Source organism: Streptomyces sp. NPDC005878 (assembly GCF_040629815.1).
Taxonomy (GTDB): Bacteria; Actinomycetota; Actinomycetes; order Streptomycetales; family Streptomycetaceae; genus Streptomyces.
In genome coordinates this window covers 105,951-120,967 of sequence record NZ_JBEXWK010000004.1, presented here as the reverse complement: position 1 = coordinate 120,967, position 15,017 = coordinate 105,951, and the positions used below count along the sequence as shown (strand labels likewise).

The following is a 15,017-nucleotide window of genomic DNA, read 5'->3' as shown; positions in this document are numbered from 1 at the left end:
ATCACACGGTTGTTCGCGCCGCACCCCGCCGCTAATGTTTGTCATGCGGCAACAATTGTCGGAAGGTCTGCCGTGCGGCGGGCCGAAGAGCCCCGGAGCACGAAGGAGACGTATGCGGGTGTCGGAACAGGACGCGGCCCAGGAGTCGGCGGCGAAGCAGACAGCCGACTTCCTCGAGCGCCGGCAGGAGCAGATCGCCCAGCGGTGGGCCGACGCGGCCCTGTTCCGCACGGTGTTCACCCTGTCCCGTGACGAGGCCGTGGAAGCGGGCAAGGCCGTCGTGGACGCGCTGTCCACGGTGGCCGCCTCCCGGCGCCTGGAGGACATCATGGCGCCCGGCTTCGACTCCGTACGCGAACAGCTCCAGCGGATGGCCGCCTCCCTGACGCGTACGGGAGCCACCGCCGCGCAGATCGCCGACGAGGTCGCGGCGCTGCGTGACCCCGTCGCCGCCCTGCTGCGCGAGGAGTTCGAGGATCCCTCCGGCGAAGAGGCGCAGCAGTGCGCGCTGGCGCTGGCCGTACTCATGGGCACACTGCGCCTGGTGGTGATGGAGACGGCCCTCAGCTCCGGGCAGGAGCTGATCGAGCGGCAGCGCCAGCAGCTGATGGAAGTCGCCACGCCCGTCATCCAGTTGTGGGAGAGCGTCGTCGCGGTTCCGCTGATCGGGACCCTCGACAGCGCGCGCAGCCAGGTCGTGATGGAGAACCTGCTGGACGCCATCGTCGCGCAGCGGGCCCGGTACGCCATCCTCGACATCACCGGCGTGGCCACCGTCGACTCCCTGGTGGCCCAGCACCTGATGAAGACGGTGGCGGCGGCCCGCCTGATGGGCGCCGAATGCCTGGTGTCCGGTATCCGGCCGGCCATCGCGCAGACCATCGTCCACCTCGGCATCGACCTCGGCACCGTCGTCACCCACGCCACCCTCGCCGACGCGCTGGCCTACGCGCTGCGCCAACAGGGCGTCGCCGTCAGCGGCGGCACACCCGGTGGAGCGAGCCTGCGATGAACGGACCGCCCGTGGGCTCCTCGGCTCAGGTGCCGGTCCTGGCTCTGGGCAGTCTCCTCCTGGTCACGCTCCACGGCGAGCTGTACGACGGGGCGGCCGAGCAGCTCCAGCACGACCTCACCGAGCGCATCGCCCGCAGTCCGGTGACCGGCGTGGTGATCGACCTGTCCGGAGTGGAGTTCGTCGACTCGTTCCTGGGCCGGGTCCTGGCCGAGATCGCCTCCAGCGCCCGCCTCCTCGCGGCGCGGACCGTGCTGGCGGGGATGCGTCCCGCCGTGGCCATCACGCTGGTCGAGCTCGGACTGACCCTGCCCGGTCTGGCGACCGCCCTGGACGTCGAGCGCGCCCTGGCCCTGCTGGGGCACGACCCGGCGACCGCCCTGCCCGTGGGGGAGGACGCGTGACGCACGCCTCCCGCCACACCGGCACCACCTGCCTGCCGATCGGCTCGGACGCGGACCTGGCCTGGGTCAGGCAGGAGGTGCGGCAGGCGGCGGCCGAACTCGGCTTCGGACTCGTGCAGCAGACCAAGCTGGTGACCGCGGCCAGTGAGCTGGCCCGCAACACCCTCATCCACGGGGGCGGCGGCCACGCGGAGGTGACCCCGCTGACCGGCGGTCCCGTACGCGGGCTGCGGGTGACCTTCTCCGACTCCGGACCCGGCATCCGCGACCTGGAACAGGCGATGACCGACGGCTACACCTCCGGCGGCGGCCTGGGCCTGGGGCTGAGCGGAGCCAAACGCCTCGTGCAGGAGTTCACCATCGACAGCCGCCCGGGCCAGGGCACCACCGTCACCGTCATCGCCTGGGCCACGCCCATGGCCCGGCCGCGGACGGGACCGGAATGAGCCGGGTGTGGGACATCCCCGTGCAGGACTCGACCCGGGTGCGGGACGTACGGGTCGCCGCCGAGGCCGCCTGCGCCCGGGCGGGGCTCGCGCCGCGCCGCACCGCGGCCGCCGCCCTGGTGGCCACCGAGCTGGCGACCAACCTCCTCAAGCACGCGGGCGGCGGCCGCATCACGATCAGCGTGGTCGACGGCGTGGACACCTCGGCAGCGCCGGGCGAACCCCTGGTACAGATGGTGTCCCTGGACCATGGCCGGGGCATCCCCGACGTCGCGGCCGCCCTGGCCGACGGCCACACCACCAGCCCGTCGTCCCTCGGTGCCGGACTGGGCACGTGCCGGCGCATATCCGACGACTTCGACCTGCACAGCACCCCCGGACGCGGGACGGTCGCGGTCGCCCGGATCGGCGACCTGCCCCGGCCGACGCCCCCGGAGGACGACCGGCGTGCACTCCGGCTGAGGGCGGGCGGGATCAACGTCCCCCTGGCGGAGGCGGATTGCTCCGGCGACGCCTGGCACTGGGCACGCTCCGACACGCATCTGACCCTGCTGCTCGCCGACGGGCTCGGCCACGGCCCCGAAGCCGCACGGGCCTCCACCACCGCGACCCGGGAACTGCGCACGAGCGCCCATCTGCCGCCCGCCGACCTCCTGCGCCGCCTGGACACCGCGCTGCGACCCACCCGCGGCGCGGCCGTCGCGGTGGCCCGACTGGACCTGGACCAGCTCCAGTTGTCCTTCGCCGGGATCGGCAACATCGGCGCCCGCCTGTACACCGCGGGCACCTGGCGCCCGCTCCTGTCCCGTCCCGGCATCGTCGGCGCCCAGCGCCCGGCCACCGTGCCCGTACACCAGGTGCCGTGGCAGCCCGACAGCCTCCTCGTCCTGCACAGCGACGGTCTGCCCAGCCGCTGGACACCGCCGCACGACCCCCACCTGCTCACCCACGACCCGGCGGTGGTGGCCGCGGCCATCCTGCGGGACGCCGGCAGCGCCGCCAGCCCCTTGCGCGACGACACCAGCGTGGCCGTACTGGCCCCCCGACCGCCGGACAGGCGACCATGACCGACACCACTGACCTCTGGAAGATCACCTCGGCCCAGGACGCGGCCCGCGCCCGGGTGGCACTGGCCCGCCTGGCGGTGGACGCCGGCGCGCCCCCGCTCCGGCGTGCGCGCTTCCTGACCGACCTCGCCGCCCACCTGCGCCACTGCCTCGGCCAGGGCGGTGTCTGGGAACTGCTCGTCCAGGCACCGCGGCCCGCGCCCGGGCACCGGCCGCGCCTGCGGATCACGCTCCGTCCGGCCGGTCACCAGCAGGGCGACGGCGCGCCCTGGCAGCGCTCGCTCGACTGCGCCGAAACCCCGCGCCTCTCCCACGCGCACCCCACGTCCCTGGACGACGACGCCTTCGCCGAGGCGGTCCTGGCCTCCGACGAGGACACCGCCGCTCTCCTGGACCGGCTGGAGGAGGCGGAGAGCCTGCTCGCCTTCCACCGCGAGGAACTGCACCAGACCAATCAGGGCGTCGTGGCGATCCACGCCGACCTGGAGGCCGCGGCCCTCGTCCAGAAGGACCTCCTGGCCGCCGAACAGGCCGCCCGGGCGGAGGCGGAGAACGCCCGACGCCTGCTGACGTTCCTGGCCGACGCCAGCGACGCCGTGACCGCCTCCCTCGACCACGAGGACATCCTGGGCCGCCTGCCCGACCTGCTCGTCCCCGGCTACGCCGCCCGCGTCGACGTCTGGCTCTTCGACGAGGACGAGCACACCCCGCACCACGACCACCACCCGGCCGCCGCGGTCGCCGCGGCCCGCACCGGCCGGCCGCAACACGCCGCCGCCCACCCCGGCGCCCTGCCCGGCGTAGACGACCTGCCGCCCTCGGCCCTGGCCCCCGCCCAGGCGGTGCTGTGCATCCCCCTCACCGCGCGCCGGCTCCTGGGCGTGCTCATCCTTACCGCCGACCGCCGCTTCGCACCCGACGAGAGCGTCATGCTCGTCGAACTCGCCCGCCGCACCGCGACCGCCCTGGACAACGCCCGCCGCTACGAACAGCACCGCGACACCGCCGAAGCACTCCAGCGCGCCCAGCTCACCGACCTGCCCGCCGGCTCCCACCTCCACCTCGCCGCCCGCTATCTGCCCGCCACCCACGGCCTGAACATCGGCGGCGACTGGTACGACGCCTTCCTCCAGCCCGACGGCAGTCTGCTGGCCGTCATCGGCGACGTCACCGGCCACGGTCTGCGCGCGGCCGTCATGATGGGGCAGCTGCGCACCGCCCTGCGCGCCTACGCCTTCGAAGGCGACGGGCCCGGCCGGATCCTCACCCGGCTGCACGGCATGCTCCGCCACCTACAGCCCGAGCTGTACGCCACGGCCGCCGTCGTCCGTTTCCGCCCCGGCGACCCCCACATCGTGTGGGCCGCCGCCGGACACCCGCCCCCGGTCGTGCGCGCCCCCGACGGGTCGGTACGGATCCTGGACTCCCGCCCCGGGATCATGCTCGGTATCCCGATGGCGTACGAGTACCAGGACCACACCGCCCACCTGCCGCCCGGCTCGACGCTCGCCCTGTACACGGACGGGCTGGTCGAGCGGCGCAGCGCGGGCATCGACGTCGGCATCGACCGTCTCACCCGGGCCCTGGCCTCGCTGGCCCCCACGGACCTGCGACAGGACCTGGACGCGGCGGCCGAAACCCTGCTGGAGCCGATGCTGCGCGACTCCGAACGCGACGACGACGTATGCCTGCTGCTGTGCCACACCCGTGTCGACGGGCCGGCGGCCATGGGCTGCGCAGTGCCCGCACCCCGCACACGGCCCGCCGGCGTGGAAGCCGCCGGCGGGGAGGGCGGACGCTGGTGAGCCCCGGCGCACCAGCGCCTTCCGTGCTCGGCTAGGCGTGCTCCGAATCGTCCGGGCGCGCCCGTGTGACGTCCCGTACGGCGAGGAAGGCACGCAGTCCGCGACTGAGGGCCAGACGTTCGGCGCGGGTCATCTGCTCCAGCGCGTCCACCAGCGCCTGGATCCGCCGGTCGGCCACGTCCCGCAACACGTGTCCGCCGTGCGGGGTGAGGCTCAGCCGTACCTCGCGACGGCTGTGCGGATGAAGCGTCCGCTCCAGCAGGCCGGCCGCCTCCAACCGGTCGCAGAGGCGGCTGGCGGTGGGCAGCCCTATGTCCAGCCGGTCCGCCAGCCCCGTCAGGTTCAGCTCCGGGGCCGCCTGGAGGACGCGCAGGGCCCGCAACTGGTGCAGGGACAGCCGTACGGGAGCCTCGTGGGCGGCCAGTGACCACAGGCTGGTCAGCTGGTCCACGGCATCAGCGATGTCCCGGGCGACGGCATCAGCGCCGTCGTCCGCTCCCTTCGCAGCGTCGTCGCCGGGGCCGCCGAGATGGGTCACAACGCGTCTCTTTCAGTAATCTCCGGGCTGCGCGGATGTCCCGCTCATTCAGACGCCCTACCCGAAGCACCGACGCGCAAGCCGCCTCGGGGCGGATCTCTGCCTCTTTTGCCCAGCGATCCTCACCTACCCCGGGCGGGCGTGCGATAACGCGGGCAGAGCCGTGGCCCGGCCGACGCCGGTCCGCCCGACGCGCGGGGCGGCCGCGGCACAGGAGTCACGGGGTCTGACCCTCCCGGGTGTAGGCGGCGATCAGGTCGCCGACCGCGTTGTGGTCGGCGTCACTCGCGTTTCCTTCGGCGTGTGTGAAGCGGCCCGCCTCGGCGCTGCGGCGAAACAGAGCCCGTTCGTACACGGTGAGCGCGGTCTCGATGTCGTCGGGATGTACGGCGAGGGCTTCGGCGAGTTCGGCACCGTCGAGCATGGCCACGTTGGCGCCTTCGCCGTTCGGGGCCGAGAGGTGTGCGGCGTCACCGAGGAGGGTCACCCCGGGCACCCGCTCCCACCGGTGCCCGGTCGGCAGTGCGTAGAGGGGCCGCAGGACGGGCGCGGTGTCGCTGTCGGTGATCAGTGAGGTGAGCTCCGGCGCCCAGCCGTCGAATTCCTGTGCGATACGTGCGGTGGCCGCGGCGGCATCGGTGAAGTCGACGGCGGCGAACCACTCCTGCGGTTCGGACACCCCCACGTAGGCGTGCAGGGTGTCGTCCTTCTCCCGGTGGGCGAAGATCTCCCGGCCCGGCGCGTGCGCGATCATCGCGCCGCCACCGACGGTTCTGGCGGCTGTGGGGTGGCGGGTGTCGGCGTGGAACAGGTAGGTCTCGACGACCGACTTGCCGATGTACTCGGGCGTGGCGGAGGAGAGCAGCGGCCGGATCCGTGACCAGGCGCCGTCCGCGCCGACCAGCAGACCGCTGACCACCGTGGTGCCGTCGGTGAACGTCACCTCGTGACGCCCGTCGCCGCGGGTGCGGCTGCCGGTGACCTTCCGCCCCCACCGGACGGTGCCGGGCGGGAGCGAGTCGAGCAGGATCTGGCGCAGTTCACCGCGCTGCACCTCGGGACGTCCCCCTGTGCCGTCGTCGGCCTGGTCCAGCACGACGGTCCCGTCCGGTTCGAGGACCCTCATCGCCTGCCGGCCTTCGATGATGATCGCGCTGAACTCGTCCATCAAGGAGGCGGCTTGGAGAGCGAGTTGTCCGTTGTAGTCGTGGATGTCGAGCATGCCGCCCTGCGAGCGCGCGGCCGGGGAGGGCTCCGCCTCGTAGACCGTGGCCGGTATCCCGTGGACATGCAGGACGCGGGCGAGCGTGAGGCCGCCGAGTCCGGCGCCGATGATGGTGATGTCGGTGGTCATCTGGGGTCCTCCGTGAGCGTGGACTCCGGGGCGTGCGCCCGGTCGGTCATACCGGGCCAACCGCTCCAGGGAGTCGGGAAGTCGAGCTGCCGGCGCCGATGTCGTCGTGGCCAGGCGCCGGCCACGACCAAATGTCCCCCCGGCCATCGACAAACCACCGACACGGCACCGACAGGGCATCGACGGGCGCCGGCAGTCGCTCACCCCAATGAGTCACCACCACGGGTGAAGAAGTCGCTACCAAGGACTGACCGCCCCGCCTCCCCTACCCTACGACCGGCCGCCCCACTACCCCCCGGCCGGCTGCCCCGCAGGAAGGCACCGGGCGCGACCGGTCTCCCTCTCCCGTTCGTCCGGAATTACCGGCAGCCCTTGCAACCCCCATACGCCCCAGGGATATTGATCCTCCGCTGGTACCACACCGTGGTGGTACCCAACCGTGGGGTAGGGGGGGCCGATGCCGCGGGAGTGGGCGGGGCAGTCCGAGCGCGACCGGCTGGTGCAGGGGTATGTCGAGGCGCAGTTGCTGCCCGGCGAGGGCGGCGGCCGCGCGGCCGAGCAGCACCCGGTCACGCTGCTGCTCGGCCCGCGTGGCAGCGGCAAGACGACCCTGCTCCGGGCGCTCGGCACCTGGGCGGCGGCGGGCCCGGTGGTCCGGCTCGACCTGGCCGAACTGGCCCGCCACGAGCAGCGGCCGGTCGACGTCCTGCGGGCGCTCGCCTATGGCCTCGAGCCGCGCAAGAAGCACGTACCGCGCATATCCCTGCCCGCCTTCCACCTGATGTGCGCGGCGCTCGCACTCGAACTCGACACCCAGGACCGGGCGGTGGCCCGCCGGCAGCTGGCTCAGGAGCTGTCCGGGCCGCCGTCGGCCTGGCTGCCCCACATCATCCAGGTCGGCCAGGCGGCGGGGTCCATGGCCGGGCTGCCGTCCCCGTTCACGGAACTGTTCCGGGTGCTGCCCACCATCGAACGGGTGCTGCGGCACGGCCAGATGCTCCGCAGGCTCTCCCGGATCCGGCGGGCCTCCGCCGTCGCCTCGGCCCTGGACATCCTCGTCGAGCTCAACCACGCCTACCACGGCACCGCCCCGGAGGACCGAGCCACCACCGAACGCATCGTCTGCGGCCTCTTCCTCCAGGAACTGCGCCGCTGCTACACCAGGAAGGGATGGGCGGTCCGCTGCCTGGTCCTGCTGGACAACGCCGACAACCAACTCGGCGGCGAGGTGCTGCGCCTGCTCGTCCAGGAGCGCCGGACCACCGACCACGACCCGCTGGTCACCGTGGCCATGGCGGGCAGCTACCCGAAGGCGCTTCAGGACGTCGACTTCGGTTGGCAGTACGCGGCCGACGGCTATCCGGTCCCCTGGCCGCCGGGCACGGCCTTCGCCCCGCAGGAGGTGACGGCCGGTCTGCGGATCGGCCGGCTGCGCGACCTGACCCGCGGCGAGGTGGAGCAGCAGGCCAAGGACGTCTTCCAGTCCGCCACCGCGCCCCCGCCCCGCAGCCACGCGGGAGCGCGGTGGCTCGGCTGGGCGGTATACGAGATCACCCGCGGGCAGCCCGAGGCGACCGCCCGTGTCCTGGCCGCGCTGCACGGGGGCGAGCCCACGGAGCCCTGGGAGGAACGGCTGCGCCGCATCCTGGAGCCGATGGGCCAGTTCAGCACCGCCCTCCTGGACCGGCTGCTGCCCATCGACCCGCCGCAGGGGCTGCGCGGCGCACTGGCCAGGGCCGCCGCCGCACCGGACCTCGCCCAGGCCACCGTCGCCCACTGGCTGCAGTCCGAGATCGAGGCCAGGGCCCACCTCGGCCAGGAGTTCCACGCCTTCACCAGGGACCGGCTGCGCACCATGCACCTCGACACCGGCGCCCCGCTCACCGACGGCCCCCCGGGCACCCCGCACCCCCTCCTGCGCCGCCTGCTCCTGAACACCGTGGCGGACCCGGCCGCCCTGCACACCGGGCTGCGCGCGGAGGCGGAGGCACGGGGCGAGCCGGACCTGGCGGCCTACCACGCCCTGGCCGCCGGCGACCTGCCCGCTGCCTCGGCCCACCTGGACGCGGCCTTCGAGCAGGACACCCCCGAGCAGTGGTGCGCCCAACTCTGCCGGCTGCGCCGGGCACCGCTGCCCCACTCCGTCTCCGGCCCGGGAAGCGATCCCTGGGAGCGCTACGAGGCCCTGGTACGGCATCTGCGCGACGACACGGCGCCCCGGCTGCGTACCGTCACACGCCTGCTCGCCGCGAGCTGGATCGCCCCGGAGCCCGCCGAGGACCCGGCCACCGACCTGGTCGGGGACCCCTACCGGGACCCGCTCGGCGACCCGTACGCCTCGCTCTACCGCGAGGTCTACGCCCGCTTCCACACCCTCGCCGCAGCCCACACCCAGCGCGTCTCCTGGGCCAACGTGCTGCAGGACAAGGCGCAGCAGTACACCGAGGAGCCCTGGCGATGAGCACACCGACCCTCACCCTGCCCCGACCGCCCAGCCGCAAGGTGCTGTGGTCGGTCCTCGGCGTCGCACTCGTGGCGCTGCTCACCCTCTTCCTGGTCAGGGCCTGCGCGCCCGAGACGGACTGCGCCCGGGGCGTGGCCAGGAAGTCCGGCGGCGAGTGTGTCGGGGTGACCGACGGGTCGTTCGCCTTCCCCGCCGTCGGCGACCTCAGCGCGAGGATCCACGACGAGAACCGCGAGGTCGAGAAGTCCCACGAGAGGTCGGTGACCCTCGCCTACCTGGAGTCGATGTCCGGCGGCTCCGAGGACCGCGGCCCCGAAGGCACCCGCCAGTCGGTCACCGGTGCGCTCGTCGCCCAGCAGGAGATCAACGACGAGCGCGGCACCCTGCCCCGGGTACGCCTGCTGCTCGCCAACACCGGCCGCAACGACGCGTACGCGGCCGAAGTGGTGGACCAGCTCCTGCGGATGAAGGACGAGCAGCACCTCGTGGCCGTCGCCGGGATCGGGCAGAGCAACGCCCGTACGCTCGCGGCGGTCGAGAAACTGCGGGCCGCCGGGGTGCCGGTCGTGGGCGCGACGGTCGCCGGGGACGAGATGAGGTCGGCCACGCCCGGGTTCTTCCGTGTGTCGTTCCCCGCCGGAGAGCAGGCCTCGGCCGCGGCCCGTTACTTCAAGCAGCAGCAGGACAGACGGCCCGGATACCGCCTCCAGGTCGTGAAGGACAACAAGGCGGGGGACATCTACAACGCCTCGCTGTACTCGGGGTTCATGGCCGCCGCGCGGCGCACGGGCCTCAAGGTCGAGACGGTGGTGCCGTTCACCTCGGGCGCGGCACCGGGCAGCGGCAACGCCCTGCGGGTGGTCGCAGAGAAGATCTGCGTCCCCGGCGCCACTCCGGACGGCGTCTACTTCGCCGCGCGGGGGCGGGAGCTGCGCAGCTTCGTGGAGGCGGCGGGGGAGAACCGGCGCAGTTGCCCGGTGACCGTCCTCTCCGGCTCCAGCGCCGTGGGCATGTACTTCGGCACCAGCGGCCGTACGGAGACGGCCGGACTCGACGAGCTGGGCCGGCGCTGGAAGGCCAGCGGCCTGCGGGCGTACTACACGGCGTACGCCCACCCCGACGCCTCCGCACGGATATACGGGGGCCAGGAGCGCGGCCCGTTCCCCGACTTCCGGCGCCGCTATCTGGCACTGCGCGGCGGCAGCGCGGGGCAACTCGCCAATGGGCAGGCCATGGTGGGCCACGACGCGGTGTACACGGCCGGTATCGCCGCCCGCCGGGCCGTGGACACCTACGGCTTGGACAAGGCCACCGCGAGCACGGTCCTCGACCTGCTCGGCCAGACCAACGGGACGTACAAGGTGCGGGGCGTCAGCGGTGAGATCGCGTTCACACCGGACACGGGTGAACCGTCCGACCGCCCGATGGCCCTGGTCGAACTCGGGCCTCCCGCGGCACGCGACGACGGGGGCGGGCGGTACCGGTTCGTCGACACGCTGAAGCCCTGAGGCCGGGGTGGGACCGGTCCGGGGCGTCCGCGGTGCCCGTCGCCGTACGCGGAAGGTTGTACGCGTCGGAATATCGATCGCATGCAGGTGAGGTTGCGCTGTCGTCACGATCAGGGCGCTGCGAAGGCGACCGCCCCTTGGCGGGCCAGGTCGCGCATAGATTGATCTTTACACGATGTTTTCCGCAGGTCCACGCGTCAGTGGGCGGTCCGCGGAAGGGTCGTCGTCCCCCAACGCGAAGGAAGCTGTTTCAGTCATGCGCCGCACCACTGTCCGCCGCACCGCCCTCGCCGCGTCCACGCTCTCGCTCGCCCTGCTCGTCAGCGCCTGCGGCTCGGACGGGTCGTCGGCGAAGGATGAGCCGAAGGGCAAGGCGTCGTCGGGCGCGCCCGCGACCGGCGGCCAGAAGGCCCTGTCCCAGGGCGAGCTGGACAAGCTCGCCCTGACCGAGGCCGACCTGAAGGACCACAAGGTCACCAAGCCCACCGCGGCGGACGTCGCGTCCAGCAAGACCGTCACCACGGACAAGCCCGCCTGCAAGCCGCTCAACGACGTCATGTCGCTGCGTACGGTCGGCGCCCCGGCCGCGTCCGTGACCCGCAAGGTCATCGCGGTGCCGAAGGGCCCGGCCGCGGGCGCGTCCGCCGAGGAGAAGGCGAAGGCCGGTCTCGCCGCGCTGGGGACGACGATGACCTCCGACACTCTGGCCTCCTACGACGGCACCGGCGCCGCCGATGCCCTGGCCACGCTGAAGAAGGCGGGAACGGACTGCGCGGGCGGCTTCAGCGTGATCGCCGAAGGCGACAAGAGCGCCATCACCAAGGTCGCTCCCGCCGCCTACACCGGGGGCGACGAGGCGGCTGCCTACACGCTGACCGCCGACCTGGACGGTACCCCCAGCACGTTCCACCTGGTGGCCATCCGCAAGGGCGCCACGCTCGCCACGTTCTACGCCTGGAGCCTGGCCGGCAAGGCGGAGCAGCCGAAGGCCGTGATCGACGCCCAGATGAAGAAGCTCGGCTGATCCGATCCGAAGCCCCCTCGCCGAGCGGGGAGTGTGGTCGCGGCGACCGTGACCGGCCCGGCCCCTGGTGGTCCCGGGCCGGTCGCGGACGGCGACGGTAAGGGCGAGGGCGGTCCGGGCGGCAGCGGTCCGGATGACGGGCCGCGTGAGCAGCGCCCCGCACGGGACGACGGCACTGCACGACAGGGGTGAATCCTTCCGCGCCCCCCCGTGCCTCTCATAGGTGTGCGGACGAACGGGTCCGCACACACCCCACCGGGAGGACACCATGACCACCGTCGTCATCGCCGCGGCTGCCGCCGCGTTGCTGCTGTGCGCGTGCACCGTCACGCTGCTGCGCCGCCGGAGCCGTCGGCGTGGCTGAGCACACCTGGCCCGGCGGGACCCTGGTCGCGGCGGCACAGCGCGGCGACGTCGAAGCGCTCACCGCCCTGGTGTACGGCTCCTACCCGCATGTGCAGCGGTTCGCTCACACCCTGTGTGCCACACCGCAGGACGCGGAGGACGCCGCCCAGGAAGCGCTGATCATTCTCTACCGGAAGATCGGCATGCTGCGTGCCTCCGGGGCGCTGGCGTCGTGGATGTTCCGGATCGTACGCAACGAGTGCCTGCGCCGTACCCGCGCACTGCTCCGGCACGCGCCGGTCCACGAGCCCGACCCCTGCGACACGAAGACCGACTCCGACGCGGTGGGCGGAGCGGTGCGGTCCGCGGAGGAGGACGTCCTGCTGCGCCTGGAGGCCGAACGCGTCGCGGCCGCCGTCGCCGCCCTGCCCGAGGACCAGCGGCAGGTGCTGGTCATGCGGGACATCCAGGGCCTTCCCGGCCGTATGGTCGCCGACCGGCTCGGGCTGAGCACCGCCGCGATGAAGTCCCGGCTGCACCGGGCCCGTTCGACGGTACGCGAGGTACTGCGCGACGAACCCGCCGGAACGAGGGGGACCGACCATGAGGCATGACGTGCGAAAGGACACGACCCGGGCGACCCGCACCTCCGCGCCGCGTCCCGCCGGAACACAGACCGCGCCGGTGAGCGCCGGCTTCGCCAGTGTCACCGTTCCGCGCCATCTGGCCCGCGGGGCCATCGGCTTCGGCGCGCTCGCCGCTTCCCTGGTCCTGCTGCCGGTCATCGGGCTGGTGAGTCTGTTGCTCGCCCCGGTCGGCCTGATCGCGCTACGCGGTTGCCCGATGTGCTGGATCATCGGCCTCGTCGAGACGGTCTCGGGTGCGCGGCTGCGCCGGTCGTGCGCGAACGGAAGGTGCGAACTGACCCGCGCCGGGTCCTAGCCCGTGGGGCACACGGTGTCGCCGCAGCCGCAGCCGCCCACGACGTGGCTGCGGCGGCGCAGCACGCTGAACAGGCCGCTCTGCACGCTCTCTTCGCCGACCGTTCACGGGTCAGGAGGTCAGGAGGTCAGCACGCGGTATTCCGTGACGAAGTAGTCGGCCTCGTCGTCGATGGCTTTCTTCAGCCAGTCGATGTGGACCTCCGTGGGGTGCCCGTCCGCGGCGAGCATCGTGCGCGCCACGTCGGCGTGGGCCGCACGGGCCTCTGCGACCCGGGTGAGAAGACCGCTCAGCGTCGGGATGTCGCGGGGGTTCCGCTCGACGGTGTGCCGGTGTCCGTCGTCCAGGCCGAGTGCCTTGACGACCTTTCCCCGGTCCACGGTGACCTGGAAGTCGCCGGTGCCCGGGCGGTCCCCGGAGGTGGAGAGCAGCCGGTAGGTGTACCGGTCCGGCTCGGACCAGGACGTTGGCTCGGGGGCAGGACGCGTCTCGGCCGCGGTGCAGCCGGTGGCAGCGGCAAGGAGGAGTCCGGCGGATGCGAGGAGCAGGGACGTTCGCGGGCTTCTCATGGCAGGGCGGGCCTCTCGGTAGTGAGTTGCCCCTGGGACGGTGCGGCCGGGAATGCGGTTCCGGTCCACTCGACCACGGCCGCCCCTCCGTTGGGGGAGAGGCGCGAGGAGCGGGTCACCTGACTCGACGTCGCCAGCAGCATGGCCGAGAGCAGCGCGCACCGGGGGAAGAACGGCCGGGTGCCGCCGAACATGCCTACGGGTGCTCGGCGGCAGGCTCGACGAACACCAGAACAGACGCCACCTGCGCGCCCTGCTTGTCCTCGCCGTGCTGGCCGATCCCGTAATGCGTCTCGACGCGGGTCACGATCAGGGGGTTGCCGGTGATCCAGAGCGTCACCGCCTGGCCCACGCTGGGAATGGGCAAGGGGCCTTCGAAGAGGCCGAGGTCGATCGCCTCGTCGCCCCGCTGGTAGAGGAAGGTCATGACCTGGCGCGTGTGGTTGTAGGGCCGCGCCTCGTTCATGTGGTTGCGGGCGACGAGCGTCTGCTCGATGGCGGCGGGAAGCTGCTTGTCCATCTGGTCATCATGCCTTTCTTGGGCGGGCGCACGGCTGATCCGCCCGCCCGTACCGGTGTTCCGGCGCTCACGCCTTCTCGAAGCGCCACGTCCGGTGCAGACCCGGACCCGTGGCCTTCTTGTGGATCAGTGCGGGCCGGTATTCGCCGGTGTTGGGCAACTCGTAGATGACGACCTGCTGGTCCGGCTTGTCCTCCAGGACCAACGCCCCGTCCTGGGCGGCCCACTTCGACACGGGGGACGTGTCCGCCCCCACCAGCCCGACACCGCCCAGCAGGTGAGCCACGTCCTGCGGGAGGAGGTCCAGCCCCCGCGCCAGACGGAGCTGGGCGCGCAGCGCTCCCAGACCCACGAACCCGACGGTTTCGCGCAGATCCTCCAGCTCTTCGTCGGCGGCCAGCTCCTGAAGCCGCCGTACGGCCTCTTCCTCCTTGTCCGGATCCGTGGTCATCGCCTCCAGCCTGGCCTGCTCCTCCTCCGCCTGGATGAGCCGGCTCAGCGTGGCGGCCCGGGCCTCGTCCTTCTCCGTGGCATACAGACCGGCCTGCCCGGCGTCGAGGGCGTACTGGCCGCCGGACGCGTGCGTGGGCGCGCAGACCAGCTGGTTGGCCGGGGCCATGCCTTCCCGGTCACGGCGCGTGTCGAAGCACCACTTCTCGTCCTCTGTTCCTTGCGGCTCGCGGATGGCGAGCTCGGGGGTGGGGCCGGTGGCCGGTTCCCGACGGGGGGTTGCCTGACCGCCCGGGGTCTCAGGGGCGGCGGGGGTATCGCTGGCAGCGCGGGTGTCACGGGCATCATGGGTGTCGCGAAGAGCCCTCTGTGCCTCGCGGGTCTCGCGCGGGGCGTACAGACACAGGCCGGTTTCGACGTTGATGATCCGGAAGTCCCCGCTCGGAAATCCGTTGTCCATGGGTCCTCTTCCTCGGGTCCTTGGGGCGGCGTGTTTCGGACGCTCTCAGCCCCCGTGCCCCGATGTGATCACCACACACGTACAGGATCGCGCCATGCGAGGGCCGGTG

15 protein-coding genes are annotated in these 15,017 nt (G+C 72.7%); 10 read left to right on the top strand and 5 right to left on the bottom strand.

Annotated elements, in window-relative coordinates; translation table 11 throughout:
• Window positions 1-112 precede the first annotated feature (112 nt).
• From ABZ404_RS09065 to ABZ404_RS09045, 5 genes are read left to right on the top strand one after another with little or no spacing between them, the layout of a single operon-like run.
• Window positions 113-1,012: an STAS domain-containing protein gene (locus tag ABZ404_RS09065; protein ID WP_358832106.1), complete on the top strand. Its 900-nt coding sequence runs from the start codon at window positions 113-115 to the stop codon at window positions 1,010-1,012.
• A complete protein-coding gene (locus tag ABZ404_RS09060) occupies window positions 1,009-1,416 on the top strand; it encodes an STAS domain-containing protein (protein WP_358832107.1) in 408 nt (135 codons plus the stop codon). Before ABZ404_RS09065 ends, ABZ404_RS09060 begins: the two co-directional genes overlap by 4 nt.
• Window positions 1,413-1,862 (top strand): anti-sigma regulatory factor, encoded by a 450-nt coding sequence (locus ABZ404_RS09055; RefSeq protein ID WP_358832108.1) that lies wholly within the window; start codon window positions 1,413-1,415, stop codon window positions 1,860-1,862. Before ABZ404_RS09060 ends, ABZ404_RS09055 begins: the two co-directional genes overlap by 4 nt.
• Window positions 1,859-2,929: an ATP-binding SpoIIE family protein phosphatase gene (locus ABZ404_RS09050; protein ID WP_358832109.1), complete on the top strand. Its 1,071-nt coding sequence runs from the start codon at window positions 1,859-1,861 to the stop codon at window positions 2,927-2,929. The genes ABZ404_RS09055 and ABZ404_RS09050 overlap by 4 nt, the downstream gene beginning before the upstream one ends.
• Window positions 2,926-4,734, top strand: coding sequence for a GAF domain-containing SpoIIE family protein phosphatase (locus ABZ404_RS09045; protein ID WP_358832110.1), 1,809 nt, complete (start codon window positions 2,926-2,928; stop codon window positions 4,732-4,734). The genes ABZ404_RS09050 and ABZ404_RS09045 overlap by 4 nt, the downstream gene beginning before the upstream one ends.
• A gap of 31 nt (window positions 4,735-4,765) precedes the next feature.
• Here the strand turns inward: ABZ404_RS09045 and ABZ404_RS09040 are convergent, their stop codons facing one another.
• Together ABZ404_RS09040 and ABZ404_RS09035 are read right to left on the bottom strand one after the other, a co-directional pair.
• Window positions 4,766-5,272, bottom strand: coding sequence for a MarR family transcriptional regulator (locus tag ABZ404_RS09040; protein WP_358832111.1), 507 nt, complete (start codon window positions 5,270-5,272; stop codon window positions 4,766-4,768).
• Window positions 5,273-5,489: 217 nt separating this feature from the next.
• Window positions 5,490-6,626, bottom strand: coding sequence for an NAD(P)/FAD-dependent oxidoreductase (locus ABZ404_RS09035; RefSeq protein WP_358832112.1), 1,137 nt, complete (start codon window positions 6,624-6,626; stop codon window positions 5,490-5,492).
• Window positions 6,627-7,083: 457 nt separating this feature from the next.
• Between ABZ404_RS09035 and ABZ404_RS09030 the strand changes: the two genes are divergently transcribed.
• The 5 genes from ABZ404_RS09030 (at window position 7,084) to ABZ404_RS09010 (ending at window position 12,909) form a co-directional block, all read left to right on the top strand.
• Window positions 7,084-9,087: an ATP-binding protein gene (locus ABZ404_RS09030; protein ID WP_358832113.1), complete on the top strand. Its 2,004-nt coding sequence runs from the start codon at window positions 7,084-7,086 to the stop codon at window positions 9,085-9,087.
• A complete protein-coding gene (locus tag ABZ404_RS09025; protein WP_358832114.1) occupies window positions 9,084-10,598 on the top strand; it encodes a hypothetical protein in 1,515 nt (504 codons plus the stop codon). Before ABZ404_RS09030 ends, ABZ404_RS09025 begins: the two co-directional genes overlap by 4 nt.
• Window positions 10,599-10,854: 256 nt before the next feature.
• On the top strand, window positions 10,855-11,622 hold the full coding sequence (locus ABZ404_RS09020) for a hypothetical protein (protein ID WP_358832115.1): 768 nt from the start codon (window positions 10,855-10,857) through the stop codon (window positions 11,620-11,622).
• A 356-nt stretch (window positions 11,623-11,978) separates the two neighbouring features.
• Complete coding sequence (locus ABZ404_RS09015; protein WP_358832116.1) at window positions 11,979-12,581, top strand: sigma-70 family RNA polymerase sigma factor; 603 nt, start codon at window positions 11,979-11,981, stop codon at window positions 12,579-12,581.
• A complete protein-coding gene (locus ABZ404_RS09010; RefSeq protein WP_358832117.1) occupies window positions 12,571-12,909 on the top strand; it encodes a hypothetical protein in 339 nt (112 codons plus the stop codon). The genes ABZ404_RS09015 and ABZ404_RS09010 overlap by 11 nt, the downstream gene beginning before the upstream one ends.
• A 119-nt stretch (window positions 12,910-13,028) precedes the next feature.
• Here ABZ404_RS09010 and ABZ404_RS09005 read toward each other — a convergent pair whose 3' ends face one another.
• The 3 genes from ABZ404_RS09005 to ABZ404_RS08995 all read right to left on the bottom strand — a co-directional run bounded on the left by ABZ404_RS09005 (window position 13,029) and on the right by ABZ404_RS08995 (window position 14,908).
• A complete protein-coding gene (locus tag ABZ404_RS09005; protein WP_358832118.1) occupies window positions 13,029-13,478 on the bottom strand; it encodes a DUF6174 domain-containing protein in 450 nt (149 codons plus the stop codon).
• 196 nt (window positions 13,479-13,674) lie between these two features.
• Entirely contained in the window at window positions 13,675-13,998 is a 324-nt protein-coding gene (locus ABZ404_RS09000; protein WP_358832119.1) for a hypothetical protein, read from the bottom strand.
• Between the two features lie 67 nt (window positions 13,999-14,065).
• Complete coding sequence (locus ABZ404_RS08995) at window positions 14,066-14,908, bottom strand: hypothetical protein (protein WP_358832120.1); 843 nt, start codon at window positions 14,906-14,908, stop codon at window positions 14,066-14,068.
• Window positions 14,909-15,017: the final 109 nt, after the last annotated feature.

Coding starts and splice junctions, on each gene's coding strand:
- ABZ404_RS09065 (WP_358832106.1), top strand. CDS start 113: ATGCGGGTGTCGGAACAGGACGCGGCCCAGGAGTCGGCGGCGAAGCAG.
- ABZ404_RS09060 (WP_358832107.1), top strand. CDS start 1,009: ATGAACGGACCGCCCGTGGGCTCCTCGGCTCAGGTGCCGGTCCTGGCT.
- ABZ404_RS09050 (WP_358832109.1), top strand. CDS start 1,859: ATGAGCCGGGTGTGGGACATCCCCGTGCAGGACTCGACCCGGGTGCGG.
- ABZ404_RS09045 (WP_358832110.1), top strand. CDS start 2,926: ATGACCGACACCACTGACCTCTGGAAGATCACCTCGGCCCAGGACGCG.
- ABZ404_RS09035 (WP_358832112.1), bottom strand. CDS start 6,626: ATGACCACCGACATCACCATCATCGGCGCCGGACTCGGCGGCCTCACG.
- ABZ404_RS09030 (WP_358832113.1), top strand. CDS start 7,084: ATGCCGCGGGAGTGGGCGGGGCAGTCCGAGCGCGACCGGCTGGTGCAG.
- ABZ404_RS09025 (WP_358832114.1), top strand. CDS start 9,084: ATGAGCACACCGACCCTCACCCTGCCCCGACCGCCCAGCCGCAAGGTG.
- ABZ404_RS09020 (WP_358832115.1), top strand. CDS start 10,855: ATGCGCCGCACCACTGTCCGCCGCACCGCCCTCGCCGCGTCCACGCTC.
- ABZ404_RS09010 (WP_358832117.1), top strand. CDS start 12,571: ATGAGGCATGACGTGCGAAAGGACACGACCCGGGCGACCCGCACCTCC.
- ABZ404_RS09005 (WP_358832118.1), bottom strand. CDS start 13,478: ATGAGAAGCCCGCGAACGTCCCTGCTCCTCGCATCCGCCGGACTCCTC.
- ABZ404_RS09000 (WP_358832119.1), bottom strand. CDS start 13,998: ATGGACAAGCAGCTTCCCGCCGCCATCGAGCAGACGCTCGTCGCCCGC.
- ABZ404_RS08995 (WP_358832120.1), bottom strand. CDS start 14,908: ATGGACAACGGATTTCCGAGCGGGGACTTCCGGATCATCAACGTCGAA.